The 21,686-nt window shown below is 60.2% G+C and carries 18 protein-coding genes; 14 read left to right on the forward strand and 4 right to left on the reverse strand.

What is annotated here, in order from left to right; all coding sequences use genetic code 11:
* The first annotated feature begins 30 nt into the window (after positions 1-30).
* From ACYUCQ_RS14480 to ACYUCQ_RS14510, 7 genes are all read left to right on the forward strand, one after another.
* Entirely contained in the window at positions 31-831 is an 801-nt protein-coding gene (locus ACYUCQ_RS14480) for a type III pantothenate kinase (RefSeq protein WP_460255261.1), read from the forward strand.
* A 39-nt stretch (positions 832-870) separates the two neighbouring features.
* A complete protein-coding gene (locus ACYUCQ_RS14485; protein WP_460255262.1) occupies positions 871-2,541 on the forward strand; it encodes a ribonuclease J in 1,671 nt (556 codons plus the stop codon).
* A 271-nt stretch (positions 2,542-2,812) separates the two neighbouring features.
* Positions 2,813-3,907 carry an acyltransferase family protein gene (locus ACYUCQ_RS14490; protein ID WP_460255263.1) on the forward strand — a complete coding sequence of 365 codons (1,095 nt, stop codon included), beginning with the start codon at positions 2,813-2,815 and terminating at the stop codon, positions 3,905-3,907.
* A 34-nt stretch (positions 3,908-3,941) separates the two neighbouring features.
* Entirely contained in the window at positions 3,942-5,279 is a 1,338-nt protein-coding gene (gene proS, locus ACYUCQ_RS14495) for a proline--tRNA ligase (RefSeq protein ID WP_460255264.1), read from the forward strand.
* Complete coding sequence (locus ACYUCQ_RS14500) at positions 5,279-6,529, forward strand: lipoprotein-releasing ABC transporter permease subunit (protein ID WP_460255265.1); 1,251 nt, start codon at positions 5,279-5,281, stop codon at positions 6,527-6,529. Before proS ends, ACYUCQ_RS14500 begins: the two co-directional genes overlap by 1 nt.
* Positions 6,522-7,193 (forward strand): ABC transporter ATP-binding protein, encoded by a 672-nt coding sequence (locus ACYUCQ_RS14505; protein ID WP_460255266.1) that lies wholly within the window; start codon positions 6,522-6,524, stop codon positions 7,191-7,193. Before ACYUCQ_RS14500 ends, ACYUCQ_RS14505 begins: the two co-directional genes overlap by 8 nt.
* Before the next feature lie 38 nt (positions 7,194-7,231).
* Positions 7,232-8,164 carry an alpha/beta hydrolase gene (locus ACYUCQ_RS14510; RefSeq protein WP_460255267.1) on the forward strand — a complete coding sequence of 311 codons (933 nt, stop codon included), beginning with the start codon at positions 7,232-7,234 and terminating at the stop codon, positions 8,162-8,164.
* Positions 8,165-8,176: 12 nt separating this feature from the next.
* On the opposite strand, the gene ACYUCQ_RS14515 is transcribed toward ACYUCQ_RS14510, so the two are convergent.
* The gene (locus tag ACYUCQ_RS14515) at positions 8,177-9,964 is read right to left on the reverse strand and encodes an ABC-F family ATP-binding cassette domain-containing protein (protein ID WP_460255268.1); all 1,788 of its coding nucleotides are present in this window, start codon (positions 9,962-9,964) and stop codon (positions 8,177-8,179) included.
* Between the two features lie 64 nt (positions 9,965-10,028).
* Between ACYUCQ_RS14515 and ACYUCQ_RS14520 the strand changes: the two genes are divergently transcribed.
* Positions 10,029-11,630: an NAD(P)/FAD-dependent oxidoreductase gene (locus ACYUCQ_RS14520; protein WP_460255269.1), complete on the forward strand. Its 1,602-nt coding sequence runs from the start codon at positions 10,029-10,031 to the stop codon at positions 11,628-11,630.
* A gap of 24 nt (positions 11,631-11,654) precedes the next feature.
* A complete protein-coding gene (locus ACYUCQ_RS14525) occupies positions 11,655-12,515 on the forward strand; it encodes a phytanoyl-CoA dioxygenase family protein (protein WP_460255270.1) in 861 nt (286 codons plus the stop codon).
* Positions 12,516-12,527: 12 nt separating this feature from the next.
* Here the strand turns inward: ACYUCQ_RS14525 and ACYUCQ_RS14530 are convergent, their stop codons facing one another.
* Genes ACYUCQ_RS14530 through secA form a run of 3 tightly spaced genes read right to left on the reverse strand, consistent with a single transcriptional unit; the run spans position 12,528 to position 16,426 of the window.
* Positions 12,528-13,301, reverse strand: coding sequence for an exodeoxyribonuclease III (locus tag ACYUCQ_RS14530; RefSeq protein ID WP_460255271.1), 774 nt, complete (start codon positions 13,299-13,301; stop codon positions 12,528-12,530).
* 7 nt (positions 13,302-13,308) lie between these two features.
* Positions 13,309-13,635, reverse strand: coding sequence for a HesB/IscA family protein (locus ACYUCQ_RS14535; protein ID WP_460255272.1), 327 nt, complete (start codon positions 13,633-13,635; stop codon positions 13,309-13,311).
* 52 nt (positions 13,636-13,687) lie between these two features.
* Positions 13,688-16,426 carry a preprotein translocase subunit SecA gene (gene secA / locus ACYUCQ_RS14540; RefSeq protein ID WP_460255273.1) on the reverse strand — a complete coding sequence of 913 codons (2,739 nt, stop codon included), beginning with the start codon at positions 16,424-16,426 and terminating at the stop codon, positions 13,688-13,690.
* Between the two features lie 297 nt (positions 16,427-16,723).
* On the opposite strand from secA, the gene ACYUCQ_RS14545 reads away from it, so the two are divergent.
* The 5 genes from ACYUCQ_RS14545 (at position 16,724) to ACYUCQ_RS14565 (ending at position 21,303) form a co-directional block, all read left to right on the forward strand.
* Complete coding sequence (locus ACYUCQ_RS14545) at positions 16,724-17,701, forward strand: peptidylprolyl isomerase (RefSeq protein WP_460255274.1); 978 nt, start codon at positions 16,724-16,726, stop codon at positions 17,699-17,701.
* A gap of 6 nt (positions 17,702-17,707) precedes the next feature.
* Positions 17,708-18,937, forward strand: a complete 1,230-nt coding sequence (gene argJ / locus ACYUCQ_RS14550) for a bifunctional glutamate N-acetyltransferase/amino-acid acetyltransferase ArgJ (protein WP_460255275.1) — start codon at positions 17,708-17,710, stop codon at positions 18,935-18,937.
* A 116-nt stretch (positions 18,938-19,053) separates the two neighbouring features.
* Positions 19,054-19,611: a fasciclin domain-containing protein gene (locus ACYUCQ_RS14555; protein WP_460255276.1), complete on the forward strand. Its 558-nt coding sequence runs from the start codon at positions 19,054-19,056 to the stop codon at positions 19,609-19,611.
* A gap of 139 nt (positions 19,612-19,750) precedes the next feature.
* Positions 19,751-20,338: a D-sedoheptulose-7-phosphate isomerase gene (locus ACYUCQ_RS14560; protein WP_460255277.1), complete on the forward strand. Its 588-nt coding sequence runs from the start codon at positions 19,751-19,753 to the stop codon at positions 20,336-20,338.
* On the forward strand, positions 20,335-21,303 hold the full coding sequence (locus ACYUCQ_RS14565; protein WP_460255278.1) for an NAD-dependent epimerase/dehydratase family protein: 969 nt from the start codon (positions 20,335-20,337) through the stop codon (positions 21,301-21,303). The genes ACYUCQ_RS14560 and ACYUCQ_RS14565 overlap by 4 nt, the downstream gene beginning before the upstream one ends.
* Positions 21,304-21,686: the final 383 nt, after the last annotated feature.

The following is a 21,686-nucleotide window of genomic DNA, read 5'->3' on the forward strand; positions in this document are numbered from 1 at the left end:
CCGCGCAGGCGGGAAAGGAGCGGAGCAAACATGCTGCTGGTGATCGATGCCGGGAATACCAATATCGTTTTTGCCGTGCATGATGGCACAAGCTGGCGCGGCAATTGGCGGATTGCGACCGATGCGCCGCGCACAGCGGATGAGTATGGGGTGTGGCTGGAGGCGCTGTTTCGCCGCGCCGGGCTTGATCCGGCGGATTTGCGCGGTGCCGTGATTGGCACCGTGGTGCCGGCGGCTTTGTATCATTTGCGGCGCTTGTGCCGGGATTGGTTTTCGATTGAGCCGCTGATTGCGGCGGCGACGCTCGATTGGGGCTTTGCGATTAAGGTGGATCACCCCAATGAGGTGGGGGCGGATCGGCTCTTGAATGCGCTGGCGGCGCATCATCGCTATGGCGGGCCGCTGGTGGTGATCGATTTTGGCACGGCGACGAATTTTGATGTGGTTGACGCGGATGGTTCCTATATTGGGGGGGTGATTGCGCCGGGTGCGAATTTGTCGGTCGAGGCGCTGCATCAGGCGGCAGCGCGGTTGCCCCGAATTGGGGTTGGGCGGCCGCAATCGGTGATTGGACGATCGACGGTACCGGCGATGCGGTCCGGGATTTATTGGGGCTATGTGGGATTGGTTGAAGGGTTGGTTGCACGGATCGAGGCGGAATATGGATCGGCGTTGAAAACCGTGGCCACCGGCGGCTTGGCGCCGCTCTTTGCCGAGGGCAGCGACCGGTTGGGCGCGATTGACCCGGATTTGACCCTGGATGGGCTTCGGCTGCTGGCTGCGCGCAACCCTGCGCCGCCGCGCCGGGCGCGGGATATGGATCATGAATGAGGCCTTGTCCGATGGCCTGTGAGATCGGATTTACCATGAATGAGAGACCTAAACTTGACCTTAAAGAATGAGGCCGAAACCGGCCTGACCTTCGTGCCGCTTGGCGGCACTGGCGAAATTGGCATGAATTTGAACGTGTACGGGCTGGATGGCGCGTATCTGGCGGTTGATTGCGGCATGGGTTTCGCCGGGCCGGACGCGCCGGAGGCGGAATTGCTGGTGGCGGATGCACGCTATCTGATCGAGCGGCGCGATCGGCTGGCCGGGCTGGTGATTACCCACGCGCATGAAGATCATATTGGCGGGATTGCCTGGCATTGGCCGGAATTGCGCTGCCCGATCTATGCAACACCCTTCGCGGCAGCCTTGATCCGCTCGCGCTTGTCCGAGGCCGGGTTGCTGACGCGGGTGAAATTGCACGAATTTGCCCCCGGCAGCGCTTTGACGGTGGGGAAGTTCAATATCAGCACCATCCGCATGGCGCATTCAACGCCGGAAGCGGTGGCGCTGGCGCTGCGCACGCCCTATGGCACGGTGCTCCATACCGGCGATTGGAAGCTTGATCCGGAGCCGCTGGTAGGCCCGCCCACCGATGAGGCGGCGTTGCAGGCGCTGGGCGATGAAGGCGTGCTGGCAATGATTTCCGATTCCACCAATGCTGTGGTGGAGGGCCATTCCGGCTCCGAGGCTTTGGTGCGCAAAAGCTTGATCGCGCTGATCGCCGGGATGCGCGGGCGCGTGGCGGTGACGTGTTTTTCCAGCAATATTGCGCGGATTTCCAGCGTGATCGCGGCGGCGCGGCAATCAGGGCGGCGGGTGGCCTTGGTTGGGCGCAGCCTGTCACGCTATGTCGAGGCGGCGCGCGGCGCAGGTTATTTGCGTGACGTGCCCGATTTCGTCGATGAGCGGGAGATCAACCGGATTGCCGATGACCAATTGCTGATTTTGGTCACGGGCAGCCAGGGCGAAAAGCGCTCGGCGCTGGCGCGGATTGCCGCTGATCAGCATCGCAGCGTTTCGCTCGGCGAGGGCGATACGGTGATTTATTCCTCGAAAATGATCCCCGGCAATGAGCGGGCGATTGGCGCGGTGCAGGACGAGTTGGTGCGCGCGGGCGTGCGGGTGATGACCGATGGCGATCACATGGTGCATGTGTCCGGCCATCCGGCGCGCGATGAACTGCGCAAATTATATAAATTGGTGCGCCCGCGCTTTTTGATCCCGACCCATGGCGAATGGCGGCACATGGCTGCGCAGGCGGAACTGGCTGAAATTGAGCAGATCGAAACCGTGTTGATAGAAAATGGCGATGTTGTGCGGTTGGCACCCGGTGCGGTCGATGTGATCGAGCAGGTGCCAACCGGGCGGCTCGCGATTGACGGCGATCGACTGGTGCCGATGCAAGGCGGGGTGATGGCGGCGCGTCGGCGGATGCTGGGCAATGGCGTGGTGATTGGCAGTATTGCCGTGGATCGGGCCGGGATTTTGCGCGGGGCGCCCCGGATTATCGCGCCAGGGCTGTTTGAGCCGGATGATGCTGGATTGGCGGCGCTGGCGGAAGATTTTGCCGATGGATTTGCCGATTTGCCCGAATCGGTGCGGCGCAATCCGCAGGCGCTGAACGAGGCGGCGGAATCAACGCTGCGGCGGGTGCTGGGCCGCCGATTCGGCAAGAAGCCGATGGTGAATGTTCAGGTGATCTCGGTATGATCTCGGCACGATGGCGGCGCGAGCGGAAATAATAGGCAATATTTTTGAAAACGGCGACATGTTGAGTATAAAATAGGCAATTTATGGATAAGAGCCTCATATTTATGCGAAAATATGCAAAAAACCGCTTTACCGCGCTGCAATATCAATGCATCATAATCACAGGATGAAGGTTGGTTCTTCATTCCGCCGTGTGACTGGCGTTTCCTCCCTGAACTTGGCCCGCTGGCCCTATGGTCGGCGGGCATTTTTCTGGGCATAACTCGGCGCGATGCAACGCCCCCGCGAATTGACCGATATTACCGCTTGCCGCGCGATTTTCGCGCTGCTGGTGTTTTTGTACCACGTCAATTTGCATGTTGGGTTTGCCGGGGCGCTCGGCTGGTTCGCGCCAGTGGTGACCCATGGCTATTTGGGGGTCGATGGGTTTTTTATGCTCTCCGGGCTGATTTTGACGCGGGTGGAGCGCGATATGGTGTTCAGCCTGTCGGGCGTGTTGCGGTTCTGGGGCAAGCGGCTGGCGCGAATTTATCCGGTGCATCTGGCGGTGATCCTCCTGTTGGCGCTGCTGTTGGCCGCCGGGCTGGCATTCGGGCTGACGCCGCGGGACCCGCACCGCTTTGGCGGGCTGGCGCTGGTGGATAATGTGCTGCTGATCCAGGCTTGGGGCACGTTGCGGCATTTGGCGTGGAATTATCCGGCCTGGTCGATCAGCGCCGAATGGGCAGGATATTTGGTGTTTCCGTTCATTTTGGCGGGATTGATTGAAATGTCGACCATGGTGATCGGCACCTTCATCCCGCTTTGTTTCATGCTGCTGGGGTTTTTATCGTTTCTGCATGGCGGCTTGAACCAGACCTATCTCGATAGTCTGCCACGCTTTTTCGTGGAATTTATCGCGGGCATGAGCCTCGCATTTATTGTGCCGCTCTGGGCCGATGACATGCCGGGACGCGCGCTTGCCGCCATCGGGGCCGTGGGGGCGGTGCTCTCGGTGATGTTTTTGCATGATGCGCTGACGGTGTTTTGGCTGGGCCTGATGCTGACCGGCTTTGCCTTCGAGGCGGATGCCGAGCGCCCTGCGGTGATTGGCGGGCTGGCGCCGCTGCATTGGCTGGGGGTTTTGTCGTATGCGATTTACATGAGCTTCGCGCCGGCGGAATTGCTGACCTCGCAAGCCTTGCGCCACCTTAGTTTGGCACCGGCGACGCATGGTTGGCTCTATGCCGCGATGATGACCATCTTGACGATGATATTGGCATTGGCGCTGCATTACCTGGTTGAACTGCCGGCGCGCCGGGCTTTGACCGCTCGGCTTGACCCTGCGCGTGCTAAGGCCCTGGCCGATGGCTCCGTGCCCTTGTAAACAGAGTTTGCTTTTACCCAGAACAGGATAGACCATGCGCTTGACCCGCTCGCTGATCCCCACCCTCAAGGAAAACCCGGCCGAAGCGCAGATTGTCTCGCATCGGCTGATGCTGCGCGCGGGGATGATCCGCCAGCAAGCCGCCGGGATTTACGCCTGGCTGCCGCTCGGTCAGCGCGTGCTGAGCCGGATCGCGGCGATTGTGCGCGATGAGCAAAATCGCGCCGGGGTGCAGGAAATTTTGATGCCAACCATTCAATCCGCCGATTTATGGCGCGAGAGTGGCCGCTATGATGCGTATGGGCCGGAAATGCTGCGCATTCGCGACCGGCATGATCGCGAAATGTTGTATGGCCCGACCAATGAGGAAATGATCACCGCGCTGATGCGCGATAATGTGCAATCCTACCGGGATTTGCCGCAAATGCTGTATCATGTGCAGTGGAAATTTCGGGACGAGGTGCGGCCCCGTTTTGGTGTGCTGCGCGGGCGCGAATTCCTGATGAAGGATGGTTATAGTTTCGATCAGGATCAGGCCGGGGCGGTGGCGAGCTATCGGCGGATGATGCTGGCCTATATGCGCACCTTCCAGCGTCTTGGGGTGAGCGCAATTCCGATGCGCGCCGATACCGGGCCGATTGGCGGGGATTTGTCGCATGAATTTCATATTCTGGCACCCACCGGCGAGAGCAAAGTTTTTTACGATAGCGACCTTGATTACGGAAACGTATCAAATAGGAGTTTCCTAGAGGACTGGACGTATAACAAAGCTCACATTGACGCTGCATATGTCGGAAGCACAACGAAGTATGCGGCAACCGAAGAGAAATTCGATGCGGCTCTTTGGGCGCAGGTGCCCGAACCGCGTCGGCGCGAAGGGCGCGGGATTGAAGTGGGTCAGATTTTCTACTTTGGCACCAAATATAGCGAAGCGATGGGTTTCACCGTGGTCGGGCCGGACGGGGCGAAAATCCATCCGGAAATGGGCAGCTACGGCATTGGCGTCTCGCGGCTTGCGGGCGCGATTATCGAGGCGAGCCATGACCAAGCCGGGATTATCTGGCCCGATACCGTCGCACCGTTCCGGGCGGCGATTTTGAATTTGCGCCAGGGCGATGCGGTAACGGATGGATTATGCGAGCAGATTTACGCCCGCCTCAGTGAGCACGATTTGGGCGATCAGGCTCTATATGATGATCGGCCCGCCCGGGCGGGTGAGAAATTTGCGGATGCCGATTTGTTAGGCCACCCGTGGCAAATTATTGTCGGGCCGCGTGGTGCCGCGTCGCAGCAGGTGGAGTTGAAACGGCGTGACAGCGGCGAGCGGAGCGAATTGTCGATTGCGGATGCTATCGCCCGAGTTTTGTCCTGATGTTTTCCGCATTTGAGCGGCATGTGGCGTTTCGCTATTTGCGCGCGCGCAAGGGCGAGCGATTCGTCTCGATCATTGCGATTTTTTCGCTGATCGGCATCGCCCTTGGTGTGGCCACGCTGATCATCGTGATGAGCGTGATGAATGGGTTTCGGCAGGAATTGCTCGCGCAAATTCTGGGTCTGAATGGTGATATTGGCGTGTTCGGTGCGGGCGCGCCGATCACCCGCTATGACGCGATGGCCGGGCGGATTCAAAAAATCCCCGGTGTGATCATGGCAACGCCGATTGTCCAAGGCGAGGTGTTGATCACCGGCCCGCATGGCGGGGCGATTGGCGGGGTGGCGCGCGGGATCGAGGCGCCGGGATTGATGGCGCTGCGCACCGTCTCGCGGCATTTGACGGCGGGTTCATTGGCGAATTTCCACGGGCAATCGGTCGCGATTGGCGATGGGATTGCCAGCCAGTTGGGCCTCAGCGTGGGGGGCACGATCACCTTAATTTTGCCGCAAGGCAACGCAACGATTATTGGCACCATCCCGCGCATCGAAAGTTTCACGGTGGGTGCGATATTCCAGACCGGCATGGCGCAATATGATTCGAGCTTTATGTTTTTGCCACTGCATGCGGCACAAACCTTATTCCGCGTGCCGCCGGATGCAGTGACGCAATTTCAGGTCACAGTGCGCAACCCCGATCATGATGCCGCAATCCGACAAGCGATTTTTAGCGCCCTGCCGGGGCAGAAAATCAACATCGTTGATTGGCAGGACAGTAATAATGCGTTTTTTGCGGCGGTGAATGTCGAGCGTAACGTGATGTTTTTGATTTTGACACTGATTATTGTGGTGGCCGCGTTCAACGTGGTGTCGTCGATGATCATGATGGTCAAGGATAAATCGGGGGATATTGCGATTTTGCGGACGATGGGGGCGACATCCGGCGCCGTGATGCGGATATTTTTCATCGTTGGGGCCTCGGTGGGGGTTATTGGTACGCTGATCGGCTTTGGTTTGGGGGTGGTGTTTTGCGCCTATATCGAGCAAATCCGCCAAGCGATTCAATCGATCACCGGAACCCAGTTATTTAATCCAACGGTGTATTATTTAGAATCGCTGCCGGCCAAGCTTGAATGGTCGCAGGTGACTGAGGTGGTGTTGCTCGCGATCCTGCTGTCGTTTCTAGCCACATTATATCCAAGTTGGCGCGCCGCCCGCACCGACCCGATTGAGGCGTTGCGCCATGAATGAGGCGTTGCGGCTTACTGATCTGGTAAAAACCTATCGCGAAGAAGGCGCTGTGTTGCAAATTTTGCGCGGTGCGGCGCTGCGTTTGCAGGCGGGCGAGATTGTGGCGCTGGTGGCACCATCGGGTGCGGGAAAATCAACCTTGCTGCATGTGGCTGGCTTGTTGGATCGGCCCGATTCCGGCGAGGTTGCCATTACCGGCTTGCCGACCCGCAGCCTGTCTGATTCCGAACGCACCCGGCTGCGCCGCGAGAAAATCGGTTTTGTCTATCAAGCCCATCATTTGCTGATGGAGTTTACCGCGCAGGAAAACGTGATGCTGCCTCAGCAAATTGCCGGAGTTGCCCGCAAGGATGCGGCAGACCGGGCGGCAGACTTGCTCAGCGCCTTTGGCCTGTCGTCACGCTTGCAGCATCTACCTGGAAAATTATCGGGCGGTGAGCGCCAGCGCGTCGCGATTGCGCGGGCCTTGGCAAATCGGCCTGCGCTGCTGCTCGCCGATGAGCCGACCGGCAATTTGGATGTTGGCACGTCCAATGTGGTGTTTGAAGAATTATTGCGGGTGGTGCGCGATCAGAAAGTGGCCGCGTTGATTGCCACCCATAATCCTGAACTTGCGGCCAGGATGGACCGGCAAGTCGTGCTGCGTGATGGCGTGCTGACCTAACAGCCAATCACCAATAAACAATTAGTGAAGGAGCGGTAATGAACAAGCTTGATCCGTCAGCGGCGACCGTTTTGGAGTTGGTGCGGCTGAGCAATGCGCCGACCACAGATCGCCTTTCGCCTTCGGAGGCGCGGGAGGGATATTTACGCGCGCGGATGGTGTTCAACCCGCCAGCACCTGCACTCACTGAAATTCGTGATTTCACCGCACCGGGGCCGGCTGGCCCCATTCCTTTGCGGCTCTATCGCGATGGCACTGACAACACCGCGCGCGCCGGGCTGATTTATTTTCACGGCGGCGGCTGGGTGATCGGTGATTTGGAAACCCATGATGTCGCCTGCCGGCAGATCGCCCAATTATCAGGTGCGGTGGTGATCGCTGTTGATTACCGGTTAGCGCCTGAGCATAAATTTCCAGCCGCGGTGGATGACGCCATTGCCGCAACGGCGTGGATTTGCGCGCAGGCCGCATCGCTCGGCATCGATCCGCAGCGAATTGCCGTCGGCGGCGATAGCGCCGGGGGTAATTTGGCATCGGTGGTGGCAATCGCAGCGCGCGATCAAGCGGGGCCAAAACTGGCAGGACAGGTCTTGATTTATGCCTCCGCCGATATGACGGCGGAAACCGAGAGCCATCGGCAATTCCGCGATGGATATATGCTGACCCAGGCGGTGATGCAGTATTTCCGGGGGCATTATTTGAATAGCGATGCGGACCGCGCGGATTGGCGGGCCTCGCCGAACCAAGTGGCGCGCTTGGCGGACTTGCCGCGCGCCTTGGTGATTACTGCCGGCTTCGATCCGTTGCGCGATGAGGGCGAAGCCTATGGCATGCGCATGGTCGCAGAAGGGGTGCCGGTGATGTTTCGGCGATTTACTGGGCAAATCCACGGGTTTTTAACAATGGGCCGTTTGGTGCCGCAAGCGGATGCGGCGATTGCGGAGATCGCCGGATTTTTGCGCGAGCTCTAACCAGCGCCAGCTCTAACCAGCACTGGCTTCGCGCCGGAGTTCCAGCTCTAACCATTGTTCTTCGGCCTTCGCCAAAGCCTCGCGTTGGCGGGCGAGTTTTTCCGTGGTGCTCGCGAATTTTTTCGGATTTTTCAGAAAAAGTTCCGGGTCCGCGAGAATCGCTTCACGGGCGGCAATGTCGGTGTGCAGAGCGGCAATTTCGGCTTCTAGTGTTTTTAATTGGTGGCGGTCTTTAAAGGAAAATCCGCCCTGATGGGCCACCGGGCGCGGGCTGTTCGCGGCTTTGGTTTTGGCGGCGGGCGGCTCAGTGCTGTGGCCGCGCTGGGCTAACATGTCGCTATAGCCGCCGGCATATTCAATCCAGCGCCCTTGGCCTTCGGCGGCGAGGGTGGATGTGGCGATACGGTCGAGAAAATCACGATCATGGCTAACCAGCAAAATCGTGCCCGCGTAATCGCTCAGCATTTCCTGCAAGACATCCAGCGTTTCCAGATCGAGATCATTGGTGGGCTCATCAAGGATCAGCAGGTTGGAGGGTTGGGCGAGAATCGCAGCGAGCAGCAATCGCCCGCGCTCACCCCCCGATAACGCACCGACCGGCGTGCGCGCCTGTTCCGGGCGAAACAGAAAATCCTTCATATAGCCAATCACATGGCGAAATGAACCGCCGACCTCCACCTGATCGCTGCGCCCGCCGGTTAGGGTTTCGGCCAGGGTTTTGGCCGGATCGAGCGCCGCGCGCTGCTGATCGAGCGTCGCGATGGTGAGATTGGTGCCGATGGTGATCTGGCCCTGATCGGGCGTTTGCAGCCCGGTGAGCAGCTTGAGCAAGGTGGATTTACCAGCGCCGTTTGGCCCGACAATGCCGAGCCGGTCGCCGCGCAGAACGCGGAGCGACAGATCGCGAATAATCACTTGCTCGCCAAAGCTTTTGCTGATGCGCTCGGCATCAAACACGATCTTGCCGGACAGGGCTGCGCTGCTGCTATTCACTTTGAGGGTGGCGGAGGCGCGCTGCTCGGTGCGTTTGCGCTCGCGCAGAGCAGCCAGCTCGGCCACCCGACGCACATTGCGCTTGCGCCGGGCGGTAACGCCATAGCGCATCCAATCTTCCTCGCGCACAATCTCGCGGCTGAGCTTTTGCGCGTCGCGTGCTTCTTGCTCAATCACCTCGTCACGCCAGCTTTCGAAATGGGCGAAGCCGCGATCAATCCGATTGGTGCGGCCCCGATCCAGCCAGACGATGCTGCGCGAGACCCGTTCCAGCAAGCGACGATCATGGCTGATCAGCACAATGCCGGCGCGCGATTGGCGCAATTCGGCTTCGAGCCATTCAATCGCCGGGAGATCAAGATGATTGGTCGGCTCATCGAGCAGCAAGATATCGGGGGCAGGGGCCAGCACCCGGGCAATGGCCGCGCGGCGCGCTTCACCACCAGAGAGATGTCTCGTGTCTTCGGCGCCGGTCAGGCCGAGCTGATCGATCAGGCCACGCGCGCGATGGCCGTCGGTTTCCGCGTCCAGCCCGTCCAACACATAATCGAGCACGGTGGCAAAGCCGGTCAGGTCCGGCTCCTGCGGCAGATAACGCAGCGTGGCGCCGGGCTGCAGAAAGCGCGTGCCGCGATCGGCGCTGATCGTGCCAGCGGCAATGCGCAGCAAGGTGGATTTGCCCGAGCCGTTGCGGCCAACCAGGCAGATGCGCTCGCCGGGGGCAACGCCAATGGTCGCTTGGTCCAGCAGCGGCGCGGCACCGAGGGAGAGGCGAATATCTTGCAACATGAGCACGGGAGGAGCCATGGCCGACTTGTGGCCGCTGGCATGACGGATGGCAAGCGCGCCACAGCCGGGCTATAGCGCGGCCATGGTGCGATTAACCGAAATTCGATTGCCGCTCGATCATCCGCCCGAGGCGCTGCGGGCGGCAGTGTTGGAGCGGCTCGGCGTGGCTGATGCGCAATTGCGCCGCATGGTGGTGTTTCGCCGTGCGGTCGATGCGCGGCGCAAGGCCGCAATCAAGCTGACCTACACCATCGATGTCGAATTGGCGGCAGGGATAACACCGGCTGAGCATCGTCATACCGGGGTCGCGCCGGATATGGCGTATCGGGTGCCGAAGGTCGCGCAACCGCCCGCGCGCCCGGTGGTAATCGGCACCGGGCCGTGCGGCTTGTTCGCGGCCTTGGTGTTGGCGCAGGCCGGGTTGCGGCCAATTATTCTGGAGCGCGGCAAAATGGTGCGCGAACGCACCGCCGACACGTGGGGATTATGGCGGCGCGGTGTGCTGAACCCGGAATCGAATGCGCAATTTGGCGAGGGCGGGGCCGGGACGTTTTCGGACGGCAAATTATACAGCCAGATCAGCGATCCGCGCCATTTGGGCCGCAAAGTGCTGACCGAATTTGTCGCCGCCGGCGCGCCCGAGGAAATTCTCACGGTCGCGCACCCGCATATCGGCACGTTCCGGCTGGTCGGCATGGTCGAGACCATGCGCGCGACCATCGAAAAGCTGGGCGGTGAATATCGCTTCGGCGCCCGAGTGACGGATTTGGTGATTGAACCGGCGGCGGGACAAAGGCGCTTGCGCGGGGTGGTGCTGGCCGATGGCACCATGATCGCAACCGATCATGTGGTGCTGGCGATTGGCCATTCGGCGCGGGATAGTTTTGCCATGCTGCGCGCGCGGGGCGTGCATTTAGATGCGAAACCCTTTGCCGTGGGCGTGCGAATCGAGCATCCGCAATCATTGATCGACCAAGCGCGGTTTGGCCAATTTGCCGGACACAAGCTGCTGGGCGCAGCGGATTACAAGCTGGTCCACCACGCCAGCAATGGCCGAGCGGTCTATAGTTTTTGCATGTGCCCCGGCGGCACCGTGGTCGCCGCAACGTCCGAGCCGGGCCATGTCGTGACCAACGGGATGAGCCAATATTCGCGCAATGAACGCAACGCCAATGCCGGTATGGTGGTGAATATCGATCCCGCGGATTATGGCGGCACGGAGGATGTGTTGGCCGGTGTTGCGTTTCAGCGCGCCCTGGAAGCCCGCGCTTTTGTCGCCGGCGGCGAAAATTACCGCGCACCGGGGCAATTATTGGGGGATTTTCTGGCTCAGCGGGCTTCGAGCGCCTTTGGTGAGATTATTCCATCCTATCGGCCCGGCGTGACGCTGACTGATTTGGCACCGTGCCTGCCTGATTTCGTGGTCACGGCAATGCGCGAGGCGCTGCCGGCATTTGGGCGGATGATCCCCGGATTTGACCGGGCGGATGCGGTGTTGACCGGCGTTGAAACCCGCACCTCCGCGCCGATCCGGATCACCAGGGGGGCTGATGGCCAGAGTTTGAACACGATCGGCCTGTTCCCGGCTGGCGAAGGGGCAGGTTATGCGGGCGGGATTTTGTCGGCGGGGGTCGATGGGATCAAGGCGGCCGAGGCGGTGGCGCAAAGTCTGATGGTGCGCTAACCAAGGTCGATGGAGGGCGGAGCAATGGATATGGTGCGGTTTGCCGATTTGGTCGCGTTTCCCGATGAGGCGGAATTGCCACCGCTCGACCGCGCCACGCTGGACCCGGCAGGGCTAAACGAGGATCAGCGTGCCTGGGTCCGCGATGGGGTGGTGCTCAAGCGCAAATTCATCCCCGATGATCTGCTCGATGCCTATATTGCGCGCCGCGCCGCTTATCGGCCCGGCACTCGTGACAACAAAGTTGGCTGGTTGCACGGGCATTGTTATCTCGGCGTGCCGGAATTGCGCGCGGTGGCGCTGTATCCGCCGCTGATGGATATGTTGGCGTCGCTGATCGGCGAGGAGATGATTTTTCATCTGGCCCTGACCGGCTGGGTCAGCACCCAACGCGAATGGCATCAGGATGATTACCTGAACCCGGATTTCGTCAATACCTGGTATGCGGCGGTGTGGATCGCGCTTGAGGATATCGATCCCGAAAGCGGGCCGTTCGAATATCTGCCAGGATCGCATCGCTGGGGCTTGCTGCGCGGCGAGAAAATTCGTGCGTTTTTGACCGATGAAGAGCGCGAACGGCGCGAACCGGCAACCGGGATTAACCAATGGCCCTCATATGCCGAACGGTTCGTGACCCCGGCGATCGAGGAACAAATTGCCCAATCAGGTCTGCCGGTGGTGCCGTTTCTCGGGCAGAAGGGCGATGTGTTGATCTGGCATAGCCGGTTGATGCATCGCGGGTCGCGGCGCAAATCCGATATGCCGCGCCGCTCGCTGATTACGCATTATTCGGGGATTAATCACCGCCCCGATATGCTGCTGAAGGCGCGCGATGAAAATGGCCGGGCCTATGCGGTGTTCGATATGCCGCCGGATATTGATTAGATCAATCAAGTTTTAGTCGGCGAGGGTGATCAGCACCGGCACGTGGTCGGAGGGTTTTTCCCGGTCGCGTTCGGCCCGGTCGATCACCGCGGCGCTCAGCCGTTCAGCAAGGCGCGGCGAGAGCAGCGCGTGATCGATGCGGAGCCCCTGGTTGCGCGGCCAGGCACCGGCTTGATAATCCCAAAATGTATAGAGTGTGTCGTTCGGGTGCAGGGCGCGCACCGCATCGGTCAGGCCGAGCCAGAGCAGCGCCCGGAACGCCGCACGGGTTTGCGGGCGCACCAGCGCGTCCGTGGCGCTCAGCGCGCCTTTGGCGAAATCGGCATCGGTGGGGCACACATTATAATCGCCGATCAGGGCGAAATCCTGCTCCTCGGCCAGCAAATCAGCCGCGTGGCGGCGTAGCGCCGCCATCCAGTCGAGCTTGTCCTGATAGCCCGCCTCGCCGCCGGAATTGCCGTTGGGCAAATAGAGATTGCCGATCACCAGGTTGCGAAAGCCAATTTCCAGATAGCGCGATTGCCCATCCTCAGCGCGGCCCGGCAGCGCGTTGCGGCGCAGCGTCACGGGTTCGCGCGCCAGGATCGCGACCCCGTTATAGGATTTTTGGCCATGGATGGTGGCGTGATAGGAGGTGTCGGCCAGCGCCTCATGGGGAAATTGATGCGCCTCGCATTTAAGTTCCTGCAGGAGCAACAGGTCCGGCTGGTTACGGCCCAGCCAGTCCGCCACATGAGTCGCCCGGCTGCGGATTGAGTTGACGTTCCAGGTGGCGATGAGGGTCAAAGCAGGCTTAATCGACCGAGAAGGATGTGCCGCAGCCGCAGGAGGTTTTCGCATTCGGGTTTTGCACCGCGAAATAGGACCCCATCAGCGTGTCTTTATAGTCAAGTTCGGCGCCGGCGAGCAGCTCTAGGCTCGTCGGATCAATCACCACCCGCGCCCCATCGCGATCCACCACGATGTCTTCATCGCTTACCGCATTGGTCAGGTCGAACTTATACTGAAACCCGTTGCAGCCACCGGCCAGCACTTCGACCCGCAACGCCGCCCCCGCCGCGATAGCAGCAACTTGCTTGGCCGCCGCGTCGCTGATCCTGAATTTTGCACCGTTCTCCATAGCGGGGATATAGGCACTCGGACGGGTTTTTGCCAGCGCCGTCTGTGCCTGATTATGCTTTGCCGTGGCAGTGCTTGTATTTCTTGCCCGAACCGCATGGGCAGGGCGCGTTGCGCGGTGTCGCAGCCCAGGTTTCTGGCCTGTTGGGATCAACCGCATCGGCGCGGTAGCTGGTGAAATTCGTCGCCGGACCCTCCGGTGCTGTCATCACGGCGGAGTCGGCCAGCAGCAAATCACCGCCATAGGGCGCGGTTTGCGGATGCGAGGTCATCATATAGGCCGGATCGAACGGGGCCGGTGCTGCCTCCGGCTCGGTGCCAAGTTCGACATGGGCGAGAGCCATGCAGACCTGTTCCTTCAACTCATCGAGCATGGCGGTGAACAGGATGAAGGCCTCGCGCTTATATTCGTTCAGCGGATCACGCTGGCCATAGGCGCGCAGCACGATGCCCTGACGCAAATGATCGAGGGCGAGCAGATGTTCTTTCCAGAGATGATCGAGCGTTTGCAGCAAAATTGATTTTTCGATCACCCGGCTCAGCTCGGCGCCAAACGACTCGGTTTTGGCCGCCATATGCGCATCAACCGCCTCAGCGATGCGCTCGCGCAAATGGCTTTCATCGATGCCCTCTTCGGCGGCCCAGGCTTCAATCGGCAGCGCAAGATTGAAAATACGCTGCACATCCTCGGCGAGTTCGCCACTCTGCCATTGCTCGGCATAGGCCTTGGCCGGAATCCGCCGTTCAACGATGGCGCTGATCACATCGGCACGCATTTCCGCGAAAATATCCGAAACATCGTCCGCACGCATGAATTCGCGGCGCTGCGCATAAACTTCGCGGCGCTGGTCGTTCATCACATTATCATATTTCAACAGATTTTTGCGGGTGTCGAAATTGCGCGCCTCAACCTTTTTTTGAGCCTTTTCCAGCGCTTTGTTGATCCAGGGATGCACAATCGCTTCGCCATTTTGCAGGCCCAGCCGCTCCAGCATCGGGCCCATGCGTTCAGAGCCGAAAATGCGCATCAAATCATCATCGAGCGACAGGAAGAACAGCGACGCACCAGGATCGCCCTGCCGGCCTGAGCGGCCTCGCAACTGATTATCCACGCGTCGGCTTTCATGGCGCTCCGTACCAATCACGAACAGACCGCCGGAGGCTTTGACCGCCTCATGCGCCGCATCGATTTCAGCGCGGATCTCGGCTTCGCGGTGCGCGCGGGCTTCGCCTTCCAGCCCTTCCAGCTCAAGCTTGAGCCGCACCTCCAAATTGCCACCTAGTTTAATATCAGTGCCGCGCCCGGCCATGTTGGTGGCAATGGTCACGGCGCCCGGCGCGCCCGCGTTCGCGACGATCGAGGCTTCCTGCTCATGAAACCGGGCATTCAGCACATTATGGGCCACATTGCTTTGTTTGAGCAGATTGGAGAGCAATTCGGATTTCTCAATCGAGGTGGTGCCAACCAGCACGGGCTGGCCCCGTTCGCGGCATTCATTAATCAATTTGGCCACCGCCTGATATTTTTCATCGGCAGAGCGAAACACCTGATCGTCCTGATCATCGCGCCGCACCGGCACATTGGTCGGGATTTCGACCACGCCGAGCTTGTAGATTTCGTCGAACTCGTCGGCTTCGGTCAACGCCGTGCCGGTCATGCCCGATAATTTCGGATAGAGGCGGAAATAATTCTGGAAGGTGATCGAGGCGAGGGTTTGGTTCTCACGCTCGACGGTAACATGCTCCTTGGCCTCCAGCGCTTGATGCAGGCCATCGGAATAGCGCCGCCCATCCATCATCCGCCCGGTGAACTCATCGATAATGATGACCTGACCATTTTTGACGATGTAATCGACATCGCGGGCAAATAACGTATGGGCGCGCAAACTCTGCTGCACATGATGCACCAGCGACACATTGAACACGTCATAGAGATTGCCCTCGGTGAGCAATCCGGCATCGGCCAACATTTGCTCGACCCGCTCGGTGCCAATCTCGGTTAGATTGACGGTTTTGAGCTTTTCATCTTTGTCGTAATGCGCGGGGTCGGCGGCGAGGATTTTCACCACCGCGTCAACCTTGGCGTATAAATCGGTCGGCTCATCGGACGGGCCGGAGATGATCAGCGGGGTGCGCGCCTCATCGATCAAAATACTATCGACTTCATCGACGATGGCGAAATTGAAATCGCGCTGCACCATGTCGCTGAGCGCATATTTCATATTGTCGCGCAAATAATCAAAGCCGAATTCGTTATTGGTGCCGTAGGTAATGTCGGACGCATAGGCAGCGCGGCGCTCGTCATCCTCAAGGTTCGGCACAATCACGCCGGTGGTCAGGCCGAGGAAGCCATAGACTTGGCCCATCCATTCGGCATCGCGCCGGGCGAGATAATCATTCACCGTCACCACATGCACGCCCTTGCCTGATAAGGCGTTCAAATAGGCGGCGAGGGTCGCGACGAGGGTTTTGCCCTCGCCGGTTTTCATTTCAGCGATCTTGCCTTCATGCAGAACCATCGCGCCGAGGAGCTGCACATCGAAATGCCGCAGGCCAATGGCCCGCCGCGCCGCTTCACGGCAGGTGGCGAAGGCCTCGGGCAGAATATCATCAAGCGTGGCGCCGGCGGCAAGCTTGGCGCGCAATGACGCAGTCTGACCGGCCAATTCACTGTCGGATAGTTTTTGAATGGTCGGTTCCAGCGCATTGATCGCGGTGACGCGCCGCTGGAAGGTTTTCAGCAGACGGTCATTGGAGGTGCCGATGATAAGGCGAGCGACGCGAGCGAACATGATAGGTCAGTTCCGATACAGCGATTCCGGTGAAGCGGCATTCCGCAAGGGTGGCTGAGCGTTGCCGCCCAACCGTTTAAACAGTTGAAATAGGGGGGCGGCGGCGGCGGGTCAATGAAGCGGCGGTGTTTGGCGTCGAAATGGCGGCGATCTGTCGGTTCCGAAGGCTCTCCAGCGCCCAGCGCTTGCGATGCGCGAAAGCTTGCGGCATGGTGCGCCCGCCCGGATTCCCGGGAGTTCCATGGGTCACGCCGAGGCTGCGTGGCCGGAAAATCACCCCGGATTTCGAGGATGACGATGTCGCGTTCTGCCCCCTTTCTGATGACTGGTCTGCTTTCTCTGATCGCGTTAGGTGCCGTGACCGGCCTCGCGAGCGCGGACCCGGCGGCCCAACCCGCAGCGACGACCGCGCCAATGGCCAAACCGAACGCCAAGCCGGACGCCAAGTTGGGCACCAGCGCCCAGGCGGCGGCGGCCAAGCAGGTCATCGCCAAAAATCCGGTGGTGGCAACTGTCGATGGTCATGCCATTCACCTCGCCGATGTCGCGCACGCGGCGCAAGCCTTGCCGCCGCAATTGCAGAATGCGCCTCCGCAGCAACTCTACCCGGTTTTGCTCAACCGGCTGATCGAAGAGCGCGCTTTGCTCGTGCAGGCGCGCAAAACCGATATCGCCAAGCAAAAAGATGTCGAGGTCGCCGTCAAACATGCCGAGAATCGGGTCCTAGAGACCGCCTATTTACGCGCGCAAGTCGAGCCTCATCTGACCGATGCGGCGGTCAACGCTTATTACAAAACCCATTACGTCGATAAAAAACAGCCGCACGAAGTTAAAGCGAGCCAAATTCTGCTCAAAACCAAGGCGCAGGCTGAGAAAGTGATCGCCAAGCTCAAGGACGGCGCGAAATTCGCCGCCCTCGCGGCCAAATATAACCCCCAGAGCAAGGATGGCGGCGAACTTGGCTGGTTCACCCGCAACGACATGGTCAAGCCGTTTGCCGATGCGGCCTTCGCGCTCAAGCCGGGCACTTACACCAAAACCCCGGTGCAATCCTCGTTCGGCTGGCACGTGATCCTGTCTGAGGGCAAGCGGCTCAAGCCGGTGCCCGCCCTGGCCGATGTGGAAAGCACGATCAAGCGCAAATTGGCCGAGCAATGGATCAACAAAACCATGGCGAACGCCCGGGCCAGCGCGAAAATCAGCATGTTCAACCCGGATGGCACGCCGATCACCGCCACGCCCGCGCCGGGTGCCACGCCAACGGCACCGAAATAATCCGCCATGGCGGGTCCTCTGCCGATCTCGCCCTTGGCGGTCGCGTTTCCGAACTTACCGCCAATCGCCGGCGTCCGGTTCGCCACGGCGGCAGCGGGCATTCGCTATCGGGGCCGCACGGATGTGATGTTGGCAGAATTCGCGCCCGGCACCACCGTGGCCGGGGTGTTTACCCGCAATCAATGCCCCGGCGCGCCAGTGGTTTGGTGTCGACAAATTCTGCCCGCCGGGCAGGCGCGGGGCCTATTGATCAACGCGGGAAATGCCAATGTTTTCAATGGTGTTGCCGGCATGAACGCGGTGCGCAGCACTGCTGAGGCGGCGGCGCGCGCCTTGGGCTGCGCGCCTGAGGATGTCTTTACCGCGTCCACCGGCGTAATCGGCGAGCCGATGCCCGCCGAGCGGATGGTCGCGGTGATGAGCGAACTGGCCGGGCGGCTGGATGCGGATCATTGGGATCAAGCCGCCCGCGCGATCATGACCACCGATACATTCCCCAAAGGGGCCACCCGGGTTGCGCGCATTGGCGGTGTGGAGGTGCGGATCAGCGGCATCGCTAAAGGCAGCGGCATGATCGCGCCCGATATGGCGACGATGCTGGCCTTCGTGGTGACCGACGCGGCAATCCCTGCGCCGATTTTGCAAACGTTGCTCAAATCCGGCGTCGAGCCGAGTTTCAACTGCATCACCGTTGATTCCGACACCTCCACCTCGGACACTCTATTATTGTTCGCCACCGGCCAGGCCGCGCATCCGCCGGTGCAGGACATGAGCGGCCTGGCCAGCTTTCGCAATGCGCTGAAGGCGGTGCTGCATGATCTGGCGCAAGCGGTGGTGCGCGATGGCGAGGGCGCGAAAAAGCTGATCGACATCACCGTCACCGGCGCCGTCTCCGCCCGGTCCGCCCGGCGCATCGGTCTCGCGATTGCCAATTCCCCCTTGGTGAAAACCGCAATTGCTGGCGAGGATGCCAATTGGGGCCGGATTGTCATGGCGGTGGGCAAAGCCGGCGAACCGGCGGACCGTGACCGGCTGGCGGTGGCGATTGGCGGGGTCTGGATGGCGCGCGATGGTCAGATTGTCGCCGGATATGACGAAACGCCGGTGGTCGCTCATATGCGCGGATCGGAAATCCGCATCGCCGTCGATCTAGGCCTCGGGCGCGGTCGCGCGCAGGTTTGGGGCTGCGATCTGACGCATGGCTATGTCGATATCAACGGAGCCTATCGCAGCTAATCACGGTAACGTGATCCCAAACGCCTGGGTGATTGGATCGTTCGCGCATCCGATGCGCGCGGTTGGCGGTAATCCCGATACCAACCGTTAACATCCAAAAATTCAGGAGTTTTTCTATGACAATCAAGCGCGCACTCTTGGCCGCAACGATCATGTTCGGCTTTGCGGGCACCGCGGCGGCGGCGATGTCCGGCACCGTCATGGTCGGCGGAGCGCCGATGTATCCCACCAAGAACATCGTGCAAAACGCGGTGAACTCGAAGGACAACACCACGCTGGTCGCTGCGGTGAAAGCCGCCGGACTGGTCACCGCCCTCGAAGGCAAAGGCCCGTTCACCGTGTTTGCGCCCACCAATGAGGCGTTCAACCTGCTACCCGCAGGCACCGTGCCGAGTTTGCTGAAGCCAGCGAACAAGGCCGAACTGAAATCGATCTTGCTGTATCATGTGGTCTCGGGTGACTACACATTCCGCGCCCTCGCCGCGCTGATCCACGGCCATGGCGGCAAAGCCACGCTCAAAACGCTGAATGGCGCGCCGCTCACCTTCACCATGAATGGCCCGCACAATATCGTGGTGACCGACGCCAAAGGCGGCTCGGCCAACATCATCATTTACAACGTGAAACAGTCAAACGGCGTGATTCAGGTGATTAATCGCGTGCTGATGCCGTAATTCGTCCGCGACGATCGATCTCGGCGCGATGATCTCCCCGTCATCGCGTTACTCAGGACCAGCGATCATCCGCGATCGCTGGTCCATTTTTATCGGCAATGCTAGACCGGCCCCTCGTGACCGCATGAAGGGCGCAATTATGCGAGAAATCAACCGCATCCAGGAATCTCTCCGGCGATCAGCTGCGTTGAAAACAGCCTTGGCCAGCGATCCGGCGCCGATCATCGCCGTGGTTGAGCGCTGCACCCAGGCCATTGCGGCGGGGCATAAGCTGATGTTTTGCGGCAATGGCGGTTCTGCGGCGGATGCCCAGCATCTGGCGACTGAACTGTTGATCCGCCTGCGCGGCACTGTGGCGCGCAATTCCTGGCCGGCCCTGGCCCTGACGCTCGATCCGACCATGCTGACAGCGGCGGGTAATGATTTTGGCTTCGATGAGATATTTGCACGACCGTTGCAAGGTCTGGGGCAGGCGGGCGATGTATTGTTCGCCATCACCACCTCCGGTCGATCCGCGAATATTCTGCGTGCTTTGCAAACCGCCCGCCAGCTCGGCATCACCACGGTCGGCCTCCTCGGCGGCGATGGCGGTCCGGCGCGGGCTTGGTGCGATCACGCATTGATCGTGCCGGATACCGAAACCATGCGCATTCAAGAATGCCATATCACCCTGGGGCACATCATTCTGGAATTGGTCGAAGATCGCCTGACCGGGTCAGCACCATGAGAGTGCTGGTGACCGGCGCTGCTGGCTTCATCGGGTTTCACACCGCCAAAGCCTTGCTTGATCGCGGCACCACGGTCATCGGCGTTGATGATCTGAACCCGTATTATGATGTTCGGCTCAAGCAAGCACGGCTGGCGCAACTCGCGCTTGATCCCCGCTTTTCATTCGTTCAGCTCGATATTGCGGATCATGCGTCATTGCGGGCCGCCATCGGGCCGGTCGAGGTGATTGTGCATCTCGCCGCCCAGGCCGGGGTGCGCTACTCGATCGAGGCCCCGTTTGCCTATGCCGCGTCCAACATGACCGGTCATTTGTCGATCCTCGAACTCGCCCGCCACATGCCGGGTCTGCGGCATTTGGTTTATGCCAGCTCCTCCTCGGTTTATGGCGCAGGTTCGGCGCTGCCTTACAGCGAGGCCGCGCGGGCGGATCATCCGCTATCGCTCTATGCCGCCACCAAACGCGCCGATGAGATGATGAGCGTCGCCTATGCCCATCAATTCGGTTTACGCCAGACAGGGTTGCGATTTTTCACGGTCTATGGGCCGTGGGGCCGGCCGGACATGGCCTATTTCGGCTTCGCCGAAGCCATCACCGCCGGGCAGCCGATCACGCTCTATGATGGCGGCACGCTCAAGCGAGATTTCACCTATATCGATGATATTATTGAAGGTTTACTTGGGGTGATCGATCATCCGCCGGCAGTCGACGGCGAGCATCGGCTGTTCAATATCGGCAATCACCGGGCGGAATTGGTCACGGATTTGGTGGCCGCGCTGGAAGCCGCTTTAGGCCGCCGCGCCCTCATCACCGATCAACCACGCCCTGCCGCTGATCCGGTGGAGACCTGCGCCGACATCGCAGCGTTGGCCGAATTGGCCGGTTTTTCGCCGAAAACCAGCCTGCGCGATGGCGTGCCGCGTTTCGTCGCCTGGTTTCAGGATTGGTGTGCGATGAGGGGTTGACGGCGACACGCGATTGTCATATCTCTTGGCCATCGGCGGTGACGTCGGATGTCACGGTCGGTTTCGAAGTTTCGACGGGATCTCTGGTCCCGTCTTTTTGTTCTTTGAGGTTTGTGAATAGGCTAGGAAGGGATACGTTGGTGGCGTTTGGCTGCCTGGGTATTGGGGTGATGCTTGCGAGAGCGAGTGTTGCGTTGATGTCTGTGGTGGTTGGGGCGTGCTGGTAGCTTGGGGCGAGAGTTCTGGGTTGATTGGTGCGTGATTATTGTATGATTGGCTGGTTTGCTGGGTTTAGATCTGGTTTACTGGGTTGGTTATACAACCATTCGAACGTTGGTGATGTATCTTTTTGATAGATGACGAGATGTTTCGAATGTCGTTTA

It is taken from the genome of Acidiphilium sp. MT5 (assembly GCF_054767495.1).